The 15,302-nt window shown below is 64.1% G+C and carries 13 protein-coding genes; 6 read left to right on the forward strand and 7 right to left on the reverse strand.

Features of this window, described 5'->3' with window-relative positions:
• Positions 1-183: 183 nt before the first annotated feature.
• Both J3P85_RS18870 and J3P85_RS18875 read right to left on the reverse strand, forming a co-directional pair.
• A complete protein-coding gene (locus J3P85_RS18870) occupies positions 184-1,275 on the reverse strand; it encodes a sugar phosphate isomerase/epimerase family protein (protein WP_434702941.1) in 1,092 nt (363 codons plus the stop codon).
• Positions 1,272-2,447, reverse strand: a complete 1,176-nt coding sequence (locus J3P85_RS18875) for a Gfo/Idh/MocA family protein (protein WP_434702942.1) — start codon at positions 2,445-2,447, stop codon at positions 1,272-1,274. The genes J3P85_RS18870 and J3P85_RS18875 overlap by 4 nt, the downstream gene beginning before the upstream one ends.
• Before the next feature lie 166 nt (positions 2,448-2,613).
• On the opposite strand from J3P85_RS18875, the gene J3P85_RS18880 reads away from it, so the two are divergent.
• The 4 genes from J3P85_RS18880 to J3P85_RS18895 all read left to right on the forward strand — a co-directional run bounded on the left by J3P85_RS18880 (position 2,614) and on the right by J3P85_RS18895 (position 7,318).
• Positions 2,614-3,612 (forward strand): LacI family DNA-binding transcriptional regulator, encoded by a 999-nt coding sequence (locus J3P85_RS18880; protein WP_434702943.1) that lies wholly within the window; start codon positions 2,614-2,616, stop codon positions 3,610-3,612.
• Between the two features lie 233 nt (positions 3,613-3,845).
• A complete protein-coding gene (locus J3P85_RS18885) occupies positions 3,846-4,799 on the forward strand; it encodes a TAXI family TRAP transporter solute-binding subunit (protein WP_434702944.1) in 954 nt (317 codons plus the stop codon).
• Positions 4,800-4,877: 78 nt separating this feature from the next.
• Positions 4,878-6,905 (forward strand): TRAP transporter permease, encoded by a 2,028-nt coding sequence (locus J3P85_RS18890; RefSeq protein ID WP_434702945.1) that lies wholly within the window; start codon positions 4,878-4,880, stop codon positions 6,903-6,905.
• A complete protein-coding gene (locus J3P85_RS18895; protein ID WP_434702946.1) occupies positions 6,902-7,318 on the forward strand; it encodes a DUF1850 domain-containing protein in 417 nt (138 codons plus the stop codon). Before J3P85_RS18890 ends, J3P85_RS18895 begins: the two co-directional genes overlap by 4 nt.
• A gap of 172 nt (positions 7,319-7,490) precedes the next feature.
• Here J3P85_RS18895 and J3P85_RS18900 read toward each other — a convergent pair whose 3' ends face one another.
• The gene (locus J3P85_RS18900; protein WP_186710205.1) at positions 7,491-8,582 is read right to left on the reverse strand and encodes an SMP-30/gluconolactonase/LRE family protein; all 1,092 of its coding nucleotides are present in this window, start codon (positions 8,580-8,582) and stop codon (positions 7,491-7,493) included.
• A 96-nt stretch (positions 8,583-8,678) separates the two neighbouring features.
• Positions 8,679-9,809, reverse strand: a complete 1,131-nt coding sequence (locus J3P85_RS18905; RefSeq protein WP_434702947.1) for a sensor histidine kinase — start codon at positions 9,807-9,809, stop codon at positions 8,679-8,681.
• A gap of 536 nt (positions 9,810-10,345) precedes the next feature.
• On the opposite strand from J3P85_RS18905, the gene J3P85_RS18910 reads away from it, so the two are divergent.
• Both J3P85_RS18910 and J3P85_RS18915 read left to right on the forward strand, forming a co-directional pair.
• The gene (locus J3P85_RS18910; protein ID WP_434702948.1) at positions 10,346-11,311 is read left to right on the forward strand and encodes an EamA family transporter; all 966 of its coding nucleotides are present in this window, start codon (positions 10,346-10,348) and stop codon (positions 11,309-11,311) included.
• Between the two features lie 344 nt (positions 11,312-11,655).
• On the forward strand, positions 11,656-12,516 hold the full coding sequence (locus J3P85_RS18915; RefSeq protein WP_434702949.1) for a CAP domain-containing protein: 861 nt from the start codon (positions 11,656-11,658) through the stop codon (positions 12,514-12,516).
• Between the two features lie 152 nt (positions 12,517-12,668).
• Here J3P85_RS18915 and J3P85_RS18920 read toward each other — a convergent pair whose 3' ends face one another.
• From J3P85_RS18920 to J3P85_RS18930, 3 genes are all read right to left on the reverse strand, one after another.
• The gene (locus J3P85_RS18920) at positions 12,669-13,301 is read right to left on the reverse strand and encodes a Vgb family protein (protein ID WP_434702951.1); all 633 of its coding nucleotides are present in this window, start codon (positions 13,299-13,301) and stop codon (positions 12,669-12,671) included.
• 34 nt (positions 13,302-13,335) lie between these two features.
• Positions 13,336-14,556 (reverse strand): helix-turn-helix domain-containing protein, encoded by a 1,221-nt coding sequence (locus J3P85_RS18925; RefSeq protein WP_434706403.1) that lies wholly within the window; start codon positions 14,554-14,556, stop codon positions 13,336-13,338.
• 195 nt (positions 14,557-14,751) lie between these two features.
• Positions 14,752-15,285: a cysteine hydrolase family protein gene (locus J3P85_RS18930; protein ID WP_250962974.1), complete on the reverse strand. Its 534-nt coding sequence runs from the start codon at positions 15,283-15,285 to the stop codon at positions 14,752-14,754.
• Between the last annotated feature and the right edge of the window lie 17 nt (positions 15,286-15,302).

Consider the following 15,302-nt stretch of genomic DNA (forward strand, 5'->3'; position numbering starts at 1 on the left):
CTGCTTTTGTGGCCTGCTTTTTATGGCCTGCTTTTGTGGCCTGCTTTTGTGGCGAGGGAGCTTGCTCCCGCTCGGCTGCGCGGCAGTCGTAAAATCCACTGGCGCGGTGTTTCTGGAAAACCGCGCCAGCCTATTTGGGGCTGCTGCGCAGCCCAGCGGGAGCAAGCTCCCTCGCCACAGGAGTTACGCTTTTGGTATTGGGGACAAACCCAACAACCGCCGATTGGAGTCCTCATCCGCCGTGACGCTGGCGAAATCATCGAACGCCTTGCCGGTCTTGCTGATCATGTGCCGCTGGATGAACGCTGCCCCTTCAGCAGCCCCCTGTTGCGAATCCTTCAGGCAACATTCCCATTCCAGGACCGCCCAACCGCTGAAGTCGTATTGGGTCAGCTTGCTGAAGATCGATTTGAAGTCGATCTGGCCGTCACCCAATGAACGGAACCGCCCGGGGCGATCGACCCAGCCCTGGTAGCCGCCGTACACGCCGGAACGGGCATCGGGGCGAAATTCGGCGTCCTTGACGTGAAACATGCGGATGCGTTCGTGGTAGCGATCGATGAAGCCCAGGTAATCCATCTGTTGCAGCAGCAGATGGCTGGGGTCGTAGAGAATCGCCGCCCGTGGGTGATGATCCACCGCCTCCAGGAAGCGCTCGAACGAGGCCCCGTCGTGGAGGTCTTCGCCGGGGTGGATTTCGTAGCACAGGTCCACCCCCGCCGCGTCGAAGCAATCGAGAATCGGCAACCAGCGCCGGGCCAGTTCGGCAAAACCCTGCTCCACCAAACCCGCCGGGCGTTGCGGCCACGGATAGACATACGGCCACAACAGCGCACCGGAAAACGTCGCATGGGCCTTCAGCCCGAGACGCTGGCTGGCGCGGGCGGCCAGCTTGAGTTGCTCGATCGCCCACTCGGTCCGCGCTTGGGGCTGGCCACGCACATGGGCCGGGGCGAAGTCATCGAACAGCGCGTCGAACGCCGGGTGCACCGCCACCAACTGGCCTTGCAGGTGCGTCGATAACTCGCTGATCTCCACACCGGCCTCGGCACAGGTGGCCTTGAGTTCATCGCAATAGTCCTGGCTCTCGGCGGCCCGGGCCAGATCGATGTATTGCGTGCCCGAGGTCGGCACTTGAATGGCTTTGTAGCCTTGCGAAGCGGCCCACTGGGCAATGTTGGCCAGGGTGTCGAACGGCGCCTCGGCGGACATGAACTGCGCCAGGAAAATCCCGGGGCCGCGCAGGCCGCTCGGTGTTGGGTCGGGGGTATTCACAGCAAGGATGCTCCAGTTTGCACGGTGGTCCATTTCGCCTCGCCACGGTGGTTGAGGATCGCGGCCTCGATGAACGCCATGCCCCGCAAACCGGTCTCGATGCCGGGTACGCCTGGGGCGTCAGGGCCTTCGGCATGGCTGCGAATGGCCTGGGCGAAATCGCCATAGAGGTTGGCCATGGCTTCCAGGTAGCCCTCGGGATGCCCGGCCGGCAGACGCATGCGACGTTGAGCCGCCTCGCACAGCCACGGCTGGCCGACACCGCTGCGCAGGATGCGCAAGGGTTGGTCGAAGGCGCGATGGATCAGGCTCGCCGGTTCTTCCTGGCGCCACTCCAAGGCGCCCTTGTCGCCGTAGACGCGAATCTTCAGCGGGTTCTCTTCGCCGGTGCAGACTTGGCTGGCGATCAACACACCGCTGGCACCGCCCGCCATCTTGAACAGCATCGCCGCGTCGTCGTCCAACTGCCGGCCCGGGACATGGGTGCCCAACGCCGCGCACAGCTGCTGGATCGGCTGGTCGGCGACGAACTCGGCCAGGGAAAACGCATGGGTGCCGATGTCGCCGATGCACCCGCCCAGGCCGGACTGCGAAGGGTCGTCACGCCACTCGGCCTGTTTGTTGCCCTGGGCGGCGACATCCTGGCTGAGCCAGCCTTGGGGGTATTCGACCAGCACTTTGCGCACCGCGCCGATCACACCCGAACGCACCATGTCCCGGGCCTGCCACACCATGGGATAGCCCAGGTAGGTGTGGGCCAGGCCGTAGAGGCAACGGCTGCCTTGCAGCACTTGCTTGAGGGCGAGCAACTCCTTGAGGTCCAGGGCGGCGGGCTTCTCGCTGAACACATGGAAACCGGCTTTCAAGGCCTGGCTGGCAATGGGTGCGTGAAGGTGATTGGGCGTGACGATCACCAGCAATTCCATGCGCTGGTCGAGGGGCAGCAGCGCTTCGGTGTCGAGCATCTGCTGCCAGTCGTGGTAGCAACGCGACGCCGTCAGGCCCAGGGCCGCGCCGGTTTGCCGGGTGTTGTGAGGGTCGCGGCTGAACGCGCCGCACACCAGCTCGAAACCGCCATCCAGGCCCGCCGCCTGACGATGGGCCTGGCCGATGAACGCGCCCTCTCCACCGCCGACGAAGCCCATTCTTATTTTCGGTGCTACAGGATTCATCGCGATTCTCTTCCTGTCAGGATGATGATGTAACCGGTTACATCATGGCGGAAATCTAGGCTCAGTTTCCCTCCGTGTCAAACCCAACGGGTTCACACCTGAACATTTGTCAGGCGCCCAACCTGCGGTAAGCTCCCCCACCGTACCCCTGTTCCCCGAGGTGATTTTGTCCAACATTCGTGAAGTGGCCCGGCTGGCGGGTGTTTCAGTGGCCACGGTGTCCAGAACGCTGAAATCCCCCGAGCGGGTGCTTCCCGAGACCCGGGACAAGGTCAACGCGGCAGTGGAACAGGCCGGCTACCGGCCCAACCTGATGGCGGTGCAGTTTCGCTCCCGCCGCACCGGCAACCTGGTGATCCTGGTGCCGGCCATCGCCAACACGTTTTTCGCCCGGGTCATCAGTGGCGCGCAGCAGGCCGCGCAGGCGGCGGGTTACCGATTGCTGCTGTGCGACACCCAGGGCCGGGTGGAGATCGAGCGGGAGTTCGCCGCCCTGGTCTATGCCCACCAGGCGGACGGGGTGATCCAGTTGCGCGCCAGCGATCCTTACGAATCGATCCCCACAGGCGCTGAAAGCCTGCCGCTGGTCAACGCCTGTGAAGTGGTCAAGGGTGCACCCTACCCGACCATCAGCCTCGACAACCGCGCCGCCGCCCAGGCCATGACCGAGCACCTGATCGGCCTCGGCCACCGGCGCATCGGCATCATCAAGGGCCCGCGCAGCAGCCCGCTGACCCTGGACCGCGTGGCCGGATATCAAGATGCCCTGGGCCAGGCCGGCATCGCCGTCGACCCCAGCCTGATTTGCCATGGCGACTTCACCTTGAAGGCCGGTGACGACGGTGCCGGCGCGATGCTGGCGTTGGCCGACCGCCCCAGCGCGCTGTTCTGTGAAAACGACGAAATGGCCATCGGCGCGCTCAGGCGCATCAAGCAAATGGGCCTGCGGGTGCCCGAGGATATTTCCCTGGTGGGCTTTGACGACATCCCATTCGCCGCCTACTGCGACCCGCCCCTGACCACCATTTCCCAGCCTGCCGAAGCGTTTGGTCAAAAGGCGGTGCAGATGCTGATTGCCTTGATCGAGAAGAAGCCGATTGCCGAACGGCATGTGGTGTTGCCGTTTGAGTTGACGGTGCGGGGCAGTACAGCGCCCGTGGCGTGACCGGGAACCTGTGGCGAGGGAGCTTGCTCCCGCTGGGGCGCGCAGCGGCCCCAAAGCAGGACTCAATCAACCTGACACTCCGCGCTGCCTGGTCGAGGGGCTGCTACGCAGCCCAGCGGGAGCAAGCTCCCTCGCCACAAAAAGCCTTTACGGTGCCTCGACTCGCCTCCGCCCCCGTTTGAACTACAGTGGAAGGACTCTGCATAAAGCCATAACAAGACGGAGAGTTTCCCATGCGAGTCAACAAGCGCTTCACCCTCCTGGCCGCCGCCGCAACCTTGGCGGTCACCACCACCGCCCTCGCGGCTCCCCCGGTGTTCATCAATATCCTGACCGGAGGCACCAGTGGTGTGTATTACCCGATCGGGGTCGGGCTTTCACAGATCTACAGCAGTGGCATCGAAGGTTCCAAGACATCGGTCCAGGCCACCAAGGCCTCGGTGGAAAACCTGAACCTGCTGCAAGCCGGGCGCGGGGAACTGGCCCTGGCCTTGGGCGACTCGGTGGCCGATGCGAAAAACGGCGTGGAGGATGCCGGCTTCAAGGCACCGCTGACCAAGCTGCGGGCGATTGCCGGCGCCTACCCCAATTACATCCAGATCGTTGCCAGCGAGGAATCGGGGATCAAGACCCTGGCGGACCTCAAGGGCAAGACCGTTTCCGTGGGCGCGGCGAAATCCGGCACCGAGCTCAACGCCCGGGCGATCTTCAAGGCGGCCGGCCTCACCTACAACGACATGAAGGTCCAATACCTGCCGTTCGCCGAATCGGTCGACCTGATCAAGAACCGGCAACTGGACGCCACCCTGCAATCCTCCGGCCTGGGCATGGCGGCCATTCGTGACCTGGCGTCGACGATGAAGTTGAATTACGTGTCGATTCCCACCGACGTGGTACAGAAAATCGGCAACCCGGCCTATCAGGGCGCGATGATCCCCGCCAACACCTACGATGGCCAGGCCGAGGCCGTGCCCACCGTGGCCATCACCAATATCCTGGTGACCCGCGCGGACGTCCCGGACGAAGTGGCCTATCAGATGACCAAGCTGCTGTTCGACAACCTAGCCCGCCTGGGCACTTCCCATTCGGCGGCCAAGGACATCAACCTGAAAAACGCCGCGAAAAACCTGCCCATAGCGCTCCACCCCGGTGCCGAGCGCTACTACAAGGAAGTGGGCGCGCTGTAGCCCCTGGCCTGCAACGGCGCGCGCCGCCGTTGCAGCATTGCGTTCCACCTCCGCACGTCGACAACAGGCAGGCATTTCATGAGTGAAGACCAGCACGGCATCGCCACGGACCCGCGGGACTGGCCCAAGACCCTGTTCTACGTGGCCTTGCTGTTTTCAGTGTTTCAGATCGTCACCGCGGCGTTTTCTCCGGTTTCCAGCATCGTGCTGCGGGCCGTGCACGTCGGCTTCCTGCTGTGGGTGGTGTTCCTCAGCTACCCGACCTATGGCAAGCAGCGGCCCTGGCAACCCTTGGCCTGGGTCTTGAGCCTGGGGGGCGTGGCGACGGCCGTCTATCAATGGGTGTTCGAAGCCGACCTGATCCAGCGCTCTGGCGACCTGACCACCGCCGACATGGTCATCGGCGTGATCCTGATCGTGCTGGTCTTCGAAGCCGCACGGCGGGTGATGGGCATCGCGCTGCCGATCATTTGCGGCGTATTCCTGGCCTATGGCCTGTTCGGCGAGTATTTGCCGGGCGACTTGGCCCATCGCGGCTATGGCGTCGATCAAATCATCAACCAATTGTCGTTCGGCACCGAAGGGCTGTACGGCACGCCGACCTACGTATCGGCCACCTACATTTTCCTGTTCATCCTGTTCGGTGCCTTCCTGGAAAAGGCTGGCATGATCAAGCTTTTCACCGACTTCGCCATGGGCCTGTTCGGCCACAAGCTGGGTGGCCCGGCGAAAGTGGCCGTGGTGTCATCGGCGCTGATGGGCACCATCACCGGCTCGGGCATCGCCAACGTGGTCACCACCGGACAATTCACCATCCCGCTGATGAAACGCTTCGGCTACAAGGCCGCGTTTGCCGGCGGCGTGGAAGCGACGTCGAGCATGGGCAGCCAGATCATGCCGCCGGTGATGGGCGCGGTGGCGTTCATCATGGCCGAAACCATCAACGTGCCCTTCGTGGAAATCGCCAAGGCCGCATTGATACCCGCCTGCCTGTACTTCGGCTCGGTGTTCTGGATGGTTCACCTGGAAGCCAAGCGCTCCGACCTCAAGGGCCTGCCCAAGGACCAATGCCCCAGCGCCTGGGGCGCGGTCAAGGAGAGCTGGTTCCTGCTGATCCCGCTGGGGGTGTTGGTCTATCTGCTGTTTTCCGGACGCACGCCGCTGTTCTCCGGCATGGTCGGGCTAGCGCTGACGGCCATCGTGATCCTCGGCTCGGCGATCATTCTCAAAGTCTCCAACTACGCCTTGCGCTGCGCCTTCTGGGTCGCGCTGGGCATACTCTGCGTCGGTTTCTTCCGGCTGGGTATCGGTATCGTGTTCGCGGTGATCGGCCTGCTGGTGGTGGCCTGCTGGTTCATGCAAGGCACGCGGGAAACCCTGGTCATCTGCCTGCACGCCTTGGTGGACGGTGCCCGTCACGCTGTTCCGGTGGGGATCGCCTGCGCCTTGGTGGGCAGCATCATCGCCGTGGTGTCGCTGACCGGCGTGGCCTCCACCTTTGCCGGCTACATCCTCGCCATCGGCCGGGACAACCTGTTGCTGTCGCTGATCCTCACCATGCTCACTTGCCTGGTGCTGGGCATGGGTATCCCGACCATTCCCAACTACATCATCACCAGCTCCATCGCCGCGCCGGCCCTGCTGGAACTGGGTGTGCCGCTGATCGTGTCGCACATGTTCGTGTTCTATTTCGGCATCCTCGCCGACCTGACCCCACCGGTGGCACTGGCCTGCTTCGCCGCCGCGCCCATTGCCCGGGAAAGTGGCCTGAAGATCAGCTTCTGGGCGGTGCGCATCGCCCTCGCCGGTTTCGTCATCCCGTTCATGACGGTCTATAACCCGGCCTTGATGCTCCAGGGCGACAATCTGTGGATGACGGCGTACATGCTGATCAAGACGTTACTGGCTGTCGGGCTCTGGGGGATGGCCTCCACCGGTTTCCTGCAACAGAAAATGCCGGTTTGGGAACGCCTGCTGTGCTTCGCCGCTGGCGCGTTACTGGTGGTTGCCCTGCCCCTGACCGATGAGATTGGCTTCGTGCTGGGTGGGCTGCTGATCTTCCAGCATGTCTGGCGCGCGCGACGTAGCGGACGGGCCTTGGCGTGATCGGGCTGTGCCTGGGCCTGTCCGGCGTGGTGTGGGCCCAGCTTGCCGTGACCGATTTCACCCTGGCGTGGACCCACACCATCGAGAAGATCCGCTGGGAGGAAGACTATCGCGTCAGTGAGCAGGGCCTCGTCCTGGGTGAGGCCAGGGTCAAGGGCAACGGCGCGGGCATGGAGATTCCCGACAATGCCCGGCTGGAAAAGGGCAGTTGGTACTATCAGCGCCAGGTGCCTCCCCTGCAACCGCTGAAACTGGGCCGCACGCCCCAGGCCGGTGATTATCAATTATGTTTCGACGGGAGGTGTCGGCCGATGAGCCATTGGTTGGGGCCGCCTACGGCGGGCCAGCCGACGGTGGAGCTGTGGAGTTGCGGACAGTCCCGACCCCATCAGAAAACACCCGAGAAAAAGTAGACATCTGTGGCGAGGGAGCTTGCTCCCGCTGGGCTGCGTAGCAGCCCCTCAACCAGGTAGCGCGGTGTGTCTGGTTGATTCAATCAGTTTCATTGGGGGCCGCTTCGCGCCCCAGCGGGAGCAAGCTCCCTCGCCACAGAGATCATCACGCCATCGAAGATGGGTGCTTCAATCAGGCAAACGTCGCCCCTCGGGTATTCACGAACAGCGAATACAACGAATGGCTGCCGGCCATGAACAACCGATTGCCTTCCCGGCCGCCGAAGCAGACGTTAGGGCATCGCTCCGGCAGGGAGATGTGCCCGATGGCCTTGCCTTCGGGGTTGAACACGCGCACGCCGTCGAGTTTTTCCAGGTCGGCCTTGGGGTCGCCATTGCCGCCCCAACCGCACCAGAGGTTGCCGCTTTCATCGCACTTGATGCCGTCGATCGCCGCGTAATCCAGGCCTTCGATGTGCTTGCGCCGCTCGCCCAGGGTGCCGTCGGCCTTGACTGCGATGGCCCAGACCAAGCGGTTGGGCTTGGCCCGGCCTTCGACCACATAGAGGGTTTTCTCGTCCGGGGAGAAACACAATCCGTTCGGCCCCGCCAGGTCGTCGATCACCCGGCTGACCTTGCTGGTTTCGCCGTCGATGCGGTACACCGCGTGGGGTTGGACCGGGGTGACTTTGTGCCCTTCGTAGTTGTTGCCGGTCTGGAACGGTGGGTCGGTGAACCAGACCGAACCGTCCCGCTTGCAGACGATGTCGTTGGGCGAGTTGAAAGGCTTGCCCTCGAAACTGTCCGCCAGCACGGTGAGGGTGCCGTTGTGTTCGGTGCGAGTGATACGCCGGCCTTCGCTGGCGGTGGTGGAGCCTTCGCACACCAGCAGTCGCCCTTGGCGATCGCGGCACATGCCGTTGGAGAAATTGGAGTTCTCGCGGTACACCGACAGGCCACCGGTAATTTCATCCCAGCGCACGATGCGGTTGTTGGGGATGTCACTGACCAGCAGGTAGCGCCCGTCACCGACCCACACCGGCCCTTCCGCCCAACGCAGGCCGCTGGCGAGCTTCTCCACGCTGGCGTTGAAGATGCGCAAATCCATGAAGCTGGGATCAAGGATGTTGATCAGCGGGTCTGGGTAACGCTGGCTCAAGGGCTCGGCCTGGGCGAGCCCCGGCAGGTTGCCCAGGGTGGCGGCGGCGGCCGAGACCACCAGGGATTTTTTCAGGAAGACCCGGCGGCCTTGATCGGCGGCGGTTGCAGATTGCGAAGCATCCATCGTGCGTCTCCGTTAATTATTATTGGACGGGACGACAGTTTTACTCCGTGATAAGACATCGTACAAGCAGATGAAGCGGCTCACCTGGGCAATTCCTCAGCTCGGGTGCAGCGGTATGCGCACGGTGAAGGTCGTGCCGACTCGTGCCTTCGAATGCACCTCGATGGTGCCCTGATGGGCCGATACGATTGCCGAGGCGATGTGCAGGCCCAGCCCGAGCCCGGCCGTGGAACCGTATTGCGCTTCACCGCTGCGCAGATTTCGGACCATCGGATTGAAGATGCTGGCGATGGCCTCTTTCTCGATAGGCTTGCCCTGGTTGTTGATCGCGATCACTGCCATATCCCGTTCAACGCTCAACGAAACGGTAATCGGCGTGCCTTCGGTGCCATGCTGGACAGCGTTGCCGATCAGGTTGGCGAACACCTGCTCCATACGGGCCGGATCGAACAGCCCCTCCAGGGCACTGGTCGTTTCAAAGAGGATTTCGCTTTCCGGATGATAGGCCCGCGCCTCCTCCACCATGCCTTCGCAGGCGGCCACCAGATCGCCGTTGAGACGCTGCACCGGAATGCCCGAGCCGAGTTGGGTACGGGTGAAATCCAGTAGATCGCCGACGATTTTGTTGGCCCGCTTGACGCTGGTGTAGATGCGCGACGTGATCTTGGTGGCCTTGGCGGGCAGGTCCCCGGCCCGTAGCAGCACTTCGGAACTCAGCAGGATCGCGCCCAAGGGGCTGCGCAGGTCATGCCCGAGAATCCCCAGGAAGATGTTGCGCGACGCATCCACCGCTGCCGAATAACTGACCACGGACTCGGCCAAGGCCTGGTCCACGGCCTCGTTGAATCGAATCAGATCGTCCATGACCTGCTTGTGATCCAGTTGCATGTGCGGCATCCAAAGCATGAGCACGCTGGTGCGCAGGGCCCGGTATTCGGAGACCATTTGCTCCACGGTAAAACCCGAGGACTGACGGATGACCGCATGGGTTTCGGCGGCGGTTTCGGCCTCGGTCGCCGGCGCTTCCCCGTGGGACTTGGCAATCGCCTCCTGGCGCGTTTGCGAAGTGCGCAGGTCAGCGGCGATGGTGCGCAGCATCTGCTCGGCATGGTCGCGCAGGGCCACGGAATCCATGCCAATGGACGCGGGGGTGATGGTTTTGGCGAAGTCTTCCCACGCCTGAAGAATCGGCTCGATGTTGTCGAGGATGAAATCGGCCAGGCGCATGAGTTTTTCCGCAAGAAGGCAATGCTGTAGACGACACAGCGGCCTGATGGTTGTACAGCAAAGCGCGGGGCAATGTGCGTAATGCTGTTATCCATGTAACTGGACCACCGCTATCGCGAGCAAGCTCGCTCCCACACTGGATTTTCAGCAGACACAAAACTCATGCCCACCCAGTCACCCTGTGGGAGCGAGCTTGCTCGCGAAGAGGCCGGCACATCCAACATCTTCATTGACTGAACCCCCGCTATCGCGAGCAAGCTCGTTCCCACACTGGATTTTCAGCAGACACAAAACTCATGCCCATCCAGTCCCCCCTGTGGGAGCGAGCTTGCTCGCGAAGAGGCCAGCAAGCCCAGCATCCATGTGACTGAACCGCCGCTATCGCGACCGCCCCCATACAACCGAGCGCACAGGCCCGCCGATCTTGTCCCTTGCACCCCATGAGGTAAAAACCTTAGAGTTGTACGACAACTTATAACTTAAAAATAACCGATCCAGGGCCTTTTGCCTTGGCGGTCGCCTTCGAGACATCTGCCATGACCCGCTCCACCGCCACACCTGCTACCCCCACACCGTTACCCCGCCACCTCGCCGTACTGGTCCTGCTGTGCATGGGCTGCGCCTTCGCCGGCAACCACGTCGCCGCCCGGGCCGCGTTCGATGACGGTGCCGGGGTGTTGCTGGCGATCCTGCTGCGTTCGGGCGGGACGCTGCTGGTGCTGGCGGCGATGGTGCTCTGGCAACGGCAGAGTCTGCGCTTGCCGCCCGGTGCTTGGCGTTGGCAATTGACCCTGGGGCTGTTGATCGGCGCCCAGAGCCTGTGCCTGTACTCCGCTGTGGCGCGGGTGCCGGTGGCGTTGGCCTTGTTGGTGGGCAACGTGTTTCCGATCCTGCTGGCCTTGCTGACCTGGGCGTTGGGTGGCCCCCGCCCGACGGCGCGCACCGCCGCGTTGATGGGCATGATCCTGGTGGGGCTGGTGTTCGTGCTGGAAGTGCCGGCGCGGTTGTCGTCTGGACAGGACGTTGGCCCGCAATGGCTGCTCGGGGTGGGCCTGGCCTTCTGCGCCGCGTGTGTGTTCGCCTGTGCGCTGTGGATCACTGATCACAAGTTGTCCCAGGTGCGCGGCTCAGTCCGCAGCCTGCTGACGATTTTCATCGTGTTCAGCAGCGTCAACCTCGCCGGCCTGACCGGTGCCCTGCCCGGCGGTTTCGACCTGCCGGCCAGCAGCACCGGCTGGTTCGCCCTGGCGACCTTGGTGGTGCTCTATGGCACCGGGTTCATCGTGCTGTTCATTTCCGTGCCCCGCCTGGACATGCCACGCAACGCCCCGGTGATGAACATCGAACCGCTGGCGACGCTGCTGATCGGTTGGCTGGTGCTGGACCAGATGCTCAACCCGGGCCAGATCCTGGGCGGTGCGATTGTGGTGACGGGCATCGTGTTGCTGACCTATCGCAAGGTTGAGCGGGCCAAGGCGCCGGTGGCTGAACCGACAAATTGAATTGACCGAACCCATTGTGGCGAGGGAGCTTGCTCCCGCTCGGCCGGGCTGGCGTTCCAGCGCGAAGCGGTCGCCAATGCCTTGGGCCTGCTTCGCAGGCCAGCGGGAGCAAGCTCCCTCGCCACAAAGGTGTTCAGTCAGCGCTACAGCGTATGCCCCGCCATGGGTCCAGACAGACCCACACGGACCTGAAAATTAAGTCTTCGCCCTGCGGAAACTTGTTCCCAAACCCACAGTCCTACCCCAGCCGTGAAAACCTCGCCGACCTGCAGCGACGAATTTTCCAACTGATCGGCGCCAAGCCTGGCGCTAACGCAACTCCCCCTTCTTGAGCCGTTCGCCCCATGCGCCACCCTGTTCGCTCTTGCCGTTTCGTTTCGCTGTGCCTGCTTGCCCTGTTTCCCTTACTCACCAGCCCCGCCCAGGCCCGCGGCGAAAGGCAGCTGGTGGAAGCCATCAACGACTTCCGTAGCCAGTCCCGCCGTTGTGAATGGCGCACGGTGCGGGCGGCGCAGCCGCTGGTGCTGCGTTCGAGCCTGGGCCTGCCGATCGGTTTTCGCGGCGGTCTGCGGGAGACCTTGAAAGACGCCGGCTATCAGGCCCAGGCCGTGCGCAGCATTCGCCTGACCGATGCGCGGGACGCCGAAGAAGCCTTTGAAATGCTGGCCGATGAACATTGCGCAGCGTTGCTGGACAGCCAGTACGCCGATATCGGCGTCAATCGGGTCGGGGATGAATGGCGCGTCGTGCTGGCGCAGCCCATGGGCGGCACGCGGATGAGCGATGCGGGGGCGTCGGACAAGGCGCTGCTGGCCCAGGTCAATGCCGCCAGGGCCAAGCCCCGGATGTGCGGACGCCAGCGCTTCGCGGCGACTCGGCCGCTGAGCTGGAACGCCGCCTTGGGCACGGCGGCCCAAGGCCACAGCCGCTCGATGGCCCGGGAGAATTATTTCGCCCATCGCGACCCGGACGGACGCTCCACCTCCGATCGGGCCAAGAGCGCCGGTTTTCGCGGACGTAAATTGGGCGAGAACATCGCCGCCGGCCAACGCTCACCAAGCCAGGCCCTGCACGATTGGCTCGCCAGCCCCGGACATTGCGCCAACCTGATGAACCCGATGTTCACCCAAATGGGCGCAGCCTCGGCCCGCGATTCACGCAGCGATGCGGGGGTGTATTGGACGATGGTGCTTGGCGCGCCGTGAAACATTACTCCCAGCGCTGAACCATCCGCTGTGGTGGCGAGGGAGCTTGCTCCCGCTGGACTGCGAAGCAGACCCAAGGCGTTGGCGACCGCTTCGCGGTCGAGCGGGAGCAAGCTCCCTCGCCACAAAGGCTACGGCAAATCGGCCTGCACTCATACAGGCCGACGCACCGCCCTCACCTTGCCACTGCCTCCGCCACCACAGAAAAACCTATCCGCGCCGTCAGACTCCAACCCCGACACACCGATCCCCGGCGGCATCGTCACGCTTTCCAGCACTTGCGCCGTTTGCGGATCGATGCGCCGCAAGTCGCTCTCGTCGTTTTCCCAGGTGCCATGCCACAGTTCGCCATCGACCCAGGTCACGCCCGTGACGAAGCGGTTGGACTCGATGGTGCGCAGGACCCGGCCGTCGGCGGGGTCGATCTGCAGGATCTTGCGCGCCTTGTACTGACCGACCCAGAGCGAGCCTTCGGCCCACGCCAGGCCGGAGTCATCACCGCTGTTGGGGGCCGGAATCGTGGCCAGGACCTGGCCGGTGCGCGGGTCGATCTTGCGGATGCTGTCACCGGCGATCTGGAACAAATGCTCACCGTCGAACGCCGTGCCCGCGTTCGCCGGGACATCGTGCGCATGCACGGTCTGGCCGCTGGCGGGATCGAGGGCGTGCAGTTTCTCGCCTGAAGCGAACCAGACGCGCTCGCCATCATGGCTGACGCCGTGCACGCAGTCGACGCCCGGAAATGGGCCGTATTCACGCAGGATCTGTGCTTCTGAACGTTTCATCTCACTCGCCTCATCGGTAGGGGTTGAGTGCATCCTAGCCATCGGGTGGCAGTGCCGTGAGTAACAATACCGTCGCGAATCCAGGCATCGGCGGCGCCATCCAGCGCCGGGCCCTGGCGCGCCCGAACGACTGCGCCTTGCCGGCGGCGGCCAGTGTTTCCAGGGCCCGCTGCACGCTGCGCTGGCTGATGTCCAGGGCCAGCGCCAAAGCCGACGTGGACCAGGCTTCGCCATCGGCCAATAGCGCCAGCACTGCCCCGTAGGGTTCCTCGACGGGGCGCGCGAGCACCACGACCTCGTCAGCCTGCCGCGGCACCAGGGTAAAACCGCGCGGGGTGGCCTTCACCTCCGCCAACGGGCGAAGCATTGCCCGCAACCGCCCCATCTCGACCCGCAGTCGCGCGCGATGGGTCTCATCCGTCAGCTTCAAGCCAAAGCCCTGGGTCATGAGCGATGCCCTCGACACGTCGCCGGGCCATGCGTGCGCCAACGCCCGCGCCAGGGCGAACAACACCGGGCGCCGAGCCAGGTCGACCTGAATGCCCGCGCCGCTGATTCCATAACGGCACGCGTCCACCACCAGCGCCACCCCGGCCAACAGGGCTTGCACCTCTTCCAGCACGAGCAGGCGCTCTTTGCCCCGGGCAATCAGGCGCGCGGCGGGCGTGCTCAACAGTTGCCAGGCGCTTTCGATTTCGGCGCTCAGCGCACCGATTCCCGCTTGCCGGGCGGCGTGCCCGGCTCGTTCGAGGGCGGCGCGGGCGGTTTGCGTTTGCAGACGCCGCATGGCGATCCCCGCGGCCACCAACTCGCAAGTCGCCCGTGATGCCGAAGGCAGCCAGGCAAGATCCAGATCAACGAGTTTGAGCTCGGCCTCGTCGAGTCGACCGATCAACAGCAGGCGGCGGATCTCGATCGTGTGGGCATGGGCGACGTTCGCTCGGTCGCCGTGGCTTTCGAGCACCGCCCGCGCGGCGTCGAGGCGTTTCATCGGCCATGCCAGGTCACGGGACGCCAGGGCGATTTCACCTTCGGCGATCACACAACGCGCCCTTGCCACCGCCTCCTGGGGCCCGAAGGCCGCGCCGGCCCGACGCATCAGGGCCCGGGCCTTGGCCAGATCGCCCAACTGCGCCATGGCAATGCCACGCAGCGCGAGGGCTGGGGCATCGTTGCGCAAGGCGATGCGATTGAGCGCGGCCACGGGGTCTCCCGCTGCCAGTGCGCGCGCTGCCGTGGTGATCTCGTGATCCATGAAACGATGACCTGTGTGGCGAGGGAGCTTGCTCCCGCTGGGCTGCGCAGCGGCCCCAAGGCCAGGCGCCACGGTGTGTCAGGTTGATGTGGGCAGCTTCATGGGGGACGCTTCGCGCCCCAGCGGGAGCAAGCTCCCTCGCCACAAATGCGTGCCCCAACCCAAACCTGCCGCAGCCCAAGCAATGGGTATCGGCTATAAGCGAATGTCAGCCGCCGCCACCACATCGATCCGCGACACCGCGCTGCTCAGCCGCCCCAGCCGGTTGTTGTGGTTGGCGATGATCTGCTCGGCCGCCATGCTGCCATTGTCCACGGTGGAGTGGGCGTCGGCCGCCAGGACCACGTCGTACCCCAGGGCATGGGCCTGGCGCACGGTGGCATTGATGCAACAATCGGTTTGCAACCCGCAGATCACCAGGCGGTCGATGCCCCGGGCCTGCAACAGCGGTTGCAGGTCGGTCTGGTAGAAGGCGTCGGGGGTGGTCTTGCGCACCCGCAGGTCATCCGCCGCGGTCAACAGGTCGGCGGTCAGTTGCCAGCCGGCAGCGCCATAGGCCAGCGCGCCCTCCAGTTCTTCATGCTGGATCAGGATCACTGTCCGGCCGACAGCCCGGGTCCTGGCACTGAGGTCGTTGATGGTCTGGAGGATGCGCTGGCGGTCGAAGCACTCTTCTTCGCCGCTGCACAGCGCCTCCTGGACATCGATGATCAGCAATGCGGTGTTCATATTTCCCTCTTCTGACG

It is taken from the genome of Pseudomonas sp. Z1-12, from assembly GCF_051132015.1.
GTDB lineage: Bacteria > Pseudomonadota > Gammaproteobacteria > Pseudomonadales > Pseudomonadaceae > Aquipseudomonas > Aquipseudomonas zanjanensis.

Coding starts and splice junctions, on each gene's coding strand:
- J3P85_RS18885 (WP_434702944.1), top strand. CDS start 3,846: ATGCGAGTCAACAAGCGCTTCACCCTCCTGGCCGCCGCCGCAACCTTG.
- J3P85_RS18875 (WP_434702942.1), bottom strand. CDS start 2,447: ATGAATCCTGTAGCACCGAAAATAAGAATGGGCTTCGTCGGCGGTGGA.
- J3P85_RS18910 (WP_434702948.1), top strand. CDS start 10,346: ATGACCCGCTCCACCGCCACACCTGCTACCCCCACACCGTTACCCCGC.
- J3P85_RS18915 (WP_434702949.1), top strand. CDS start 11,656: ATGCGCCACCCTGTTCGCTCTTGCCGTTTCGTTTCGCTGTGCCTGCTT.
- J3P85_RS18925 (WP_434706403.1), bottom strand. CDS start 14,556: ATGGATCACGAGATCACCACGGCAGCGCGCGCACTGGCAGCGGGAGAC.
- J3P85_RS18900 (WP_186710205.1), bottom strand. CDS start 8,582: ATGGATGCTTCGCAATCTGCAACCGCCGCCGATCAAGGCCGCCGGGTC.
- J3P85_RS18930 (WP_250962974.1), bottom strand. CDS start 15,285: ATGAACACCGCATTGCTGATCATCGATGTCCAGGAGGCGCTGTGCAGC.
- J3P85_RS18905 (WP_434702947.1), bottom strand. CDS start 9,809: ATGCGCCTGGCCGATTTCATCCTCGACAACATCGAGCCGATTCTTCAG.
- J3P85_RS18890 (WP_434702945.1), top strand. CDS start 4,878: ATGAGTGAAGACCAGCACGGCATCGCCACGGACCCGCGGGACTGGCCC.
- J3P85_RS18920 (WP_434702951.1), bottom strand. CDS start 13,301: ATGAAACGTTCAGAAGCACAGATCCTGCGTGAATACGGCCCATTTCCG.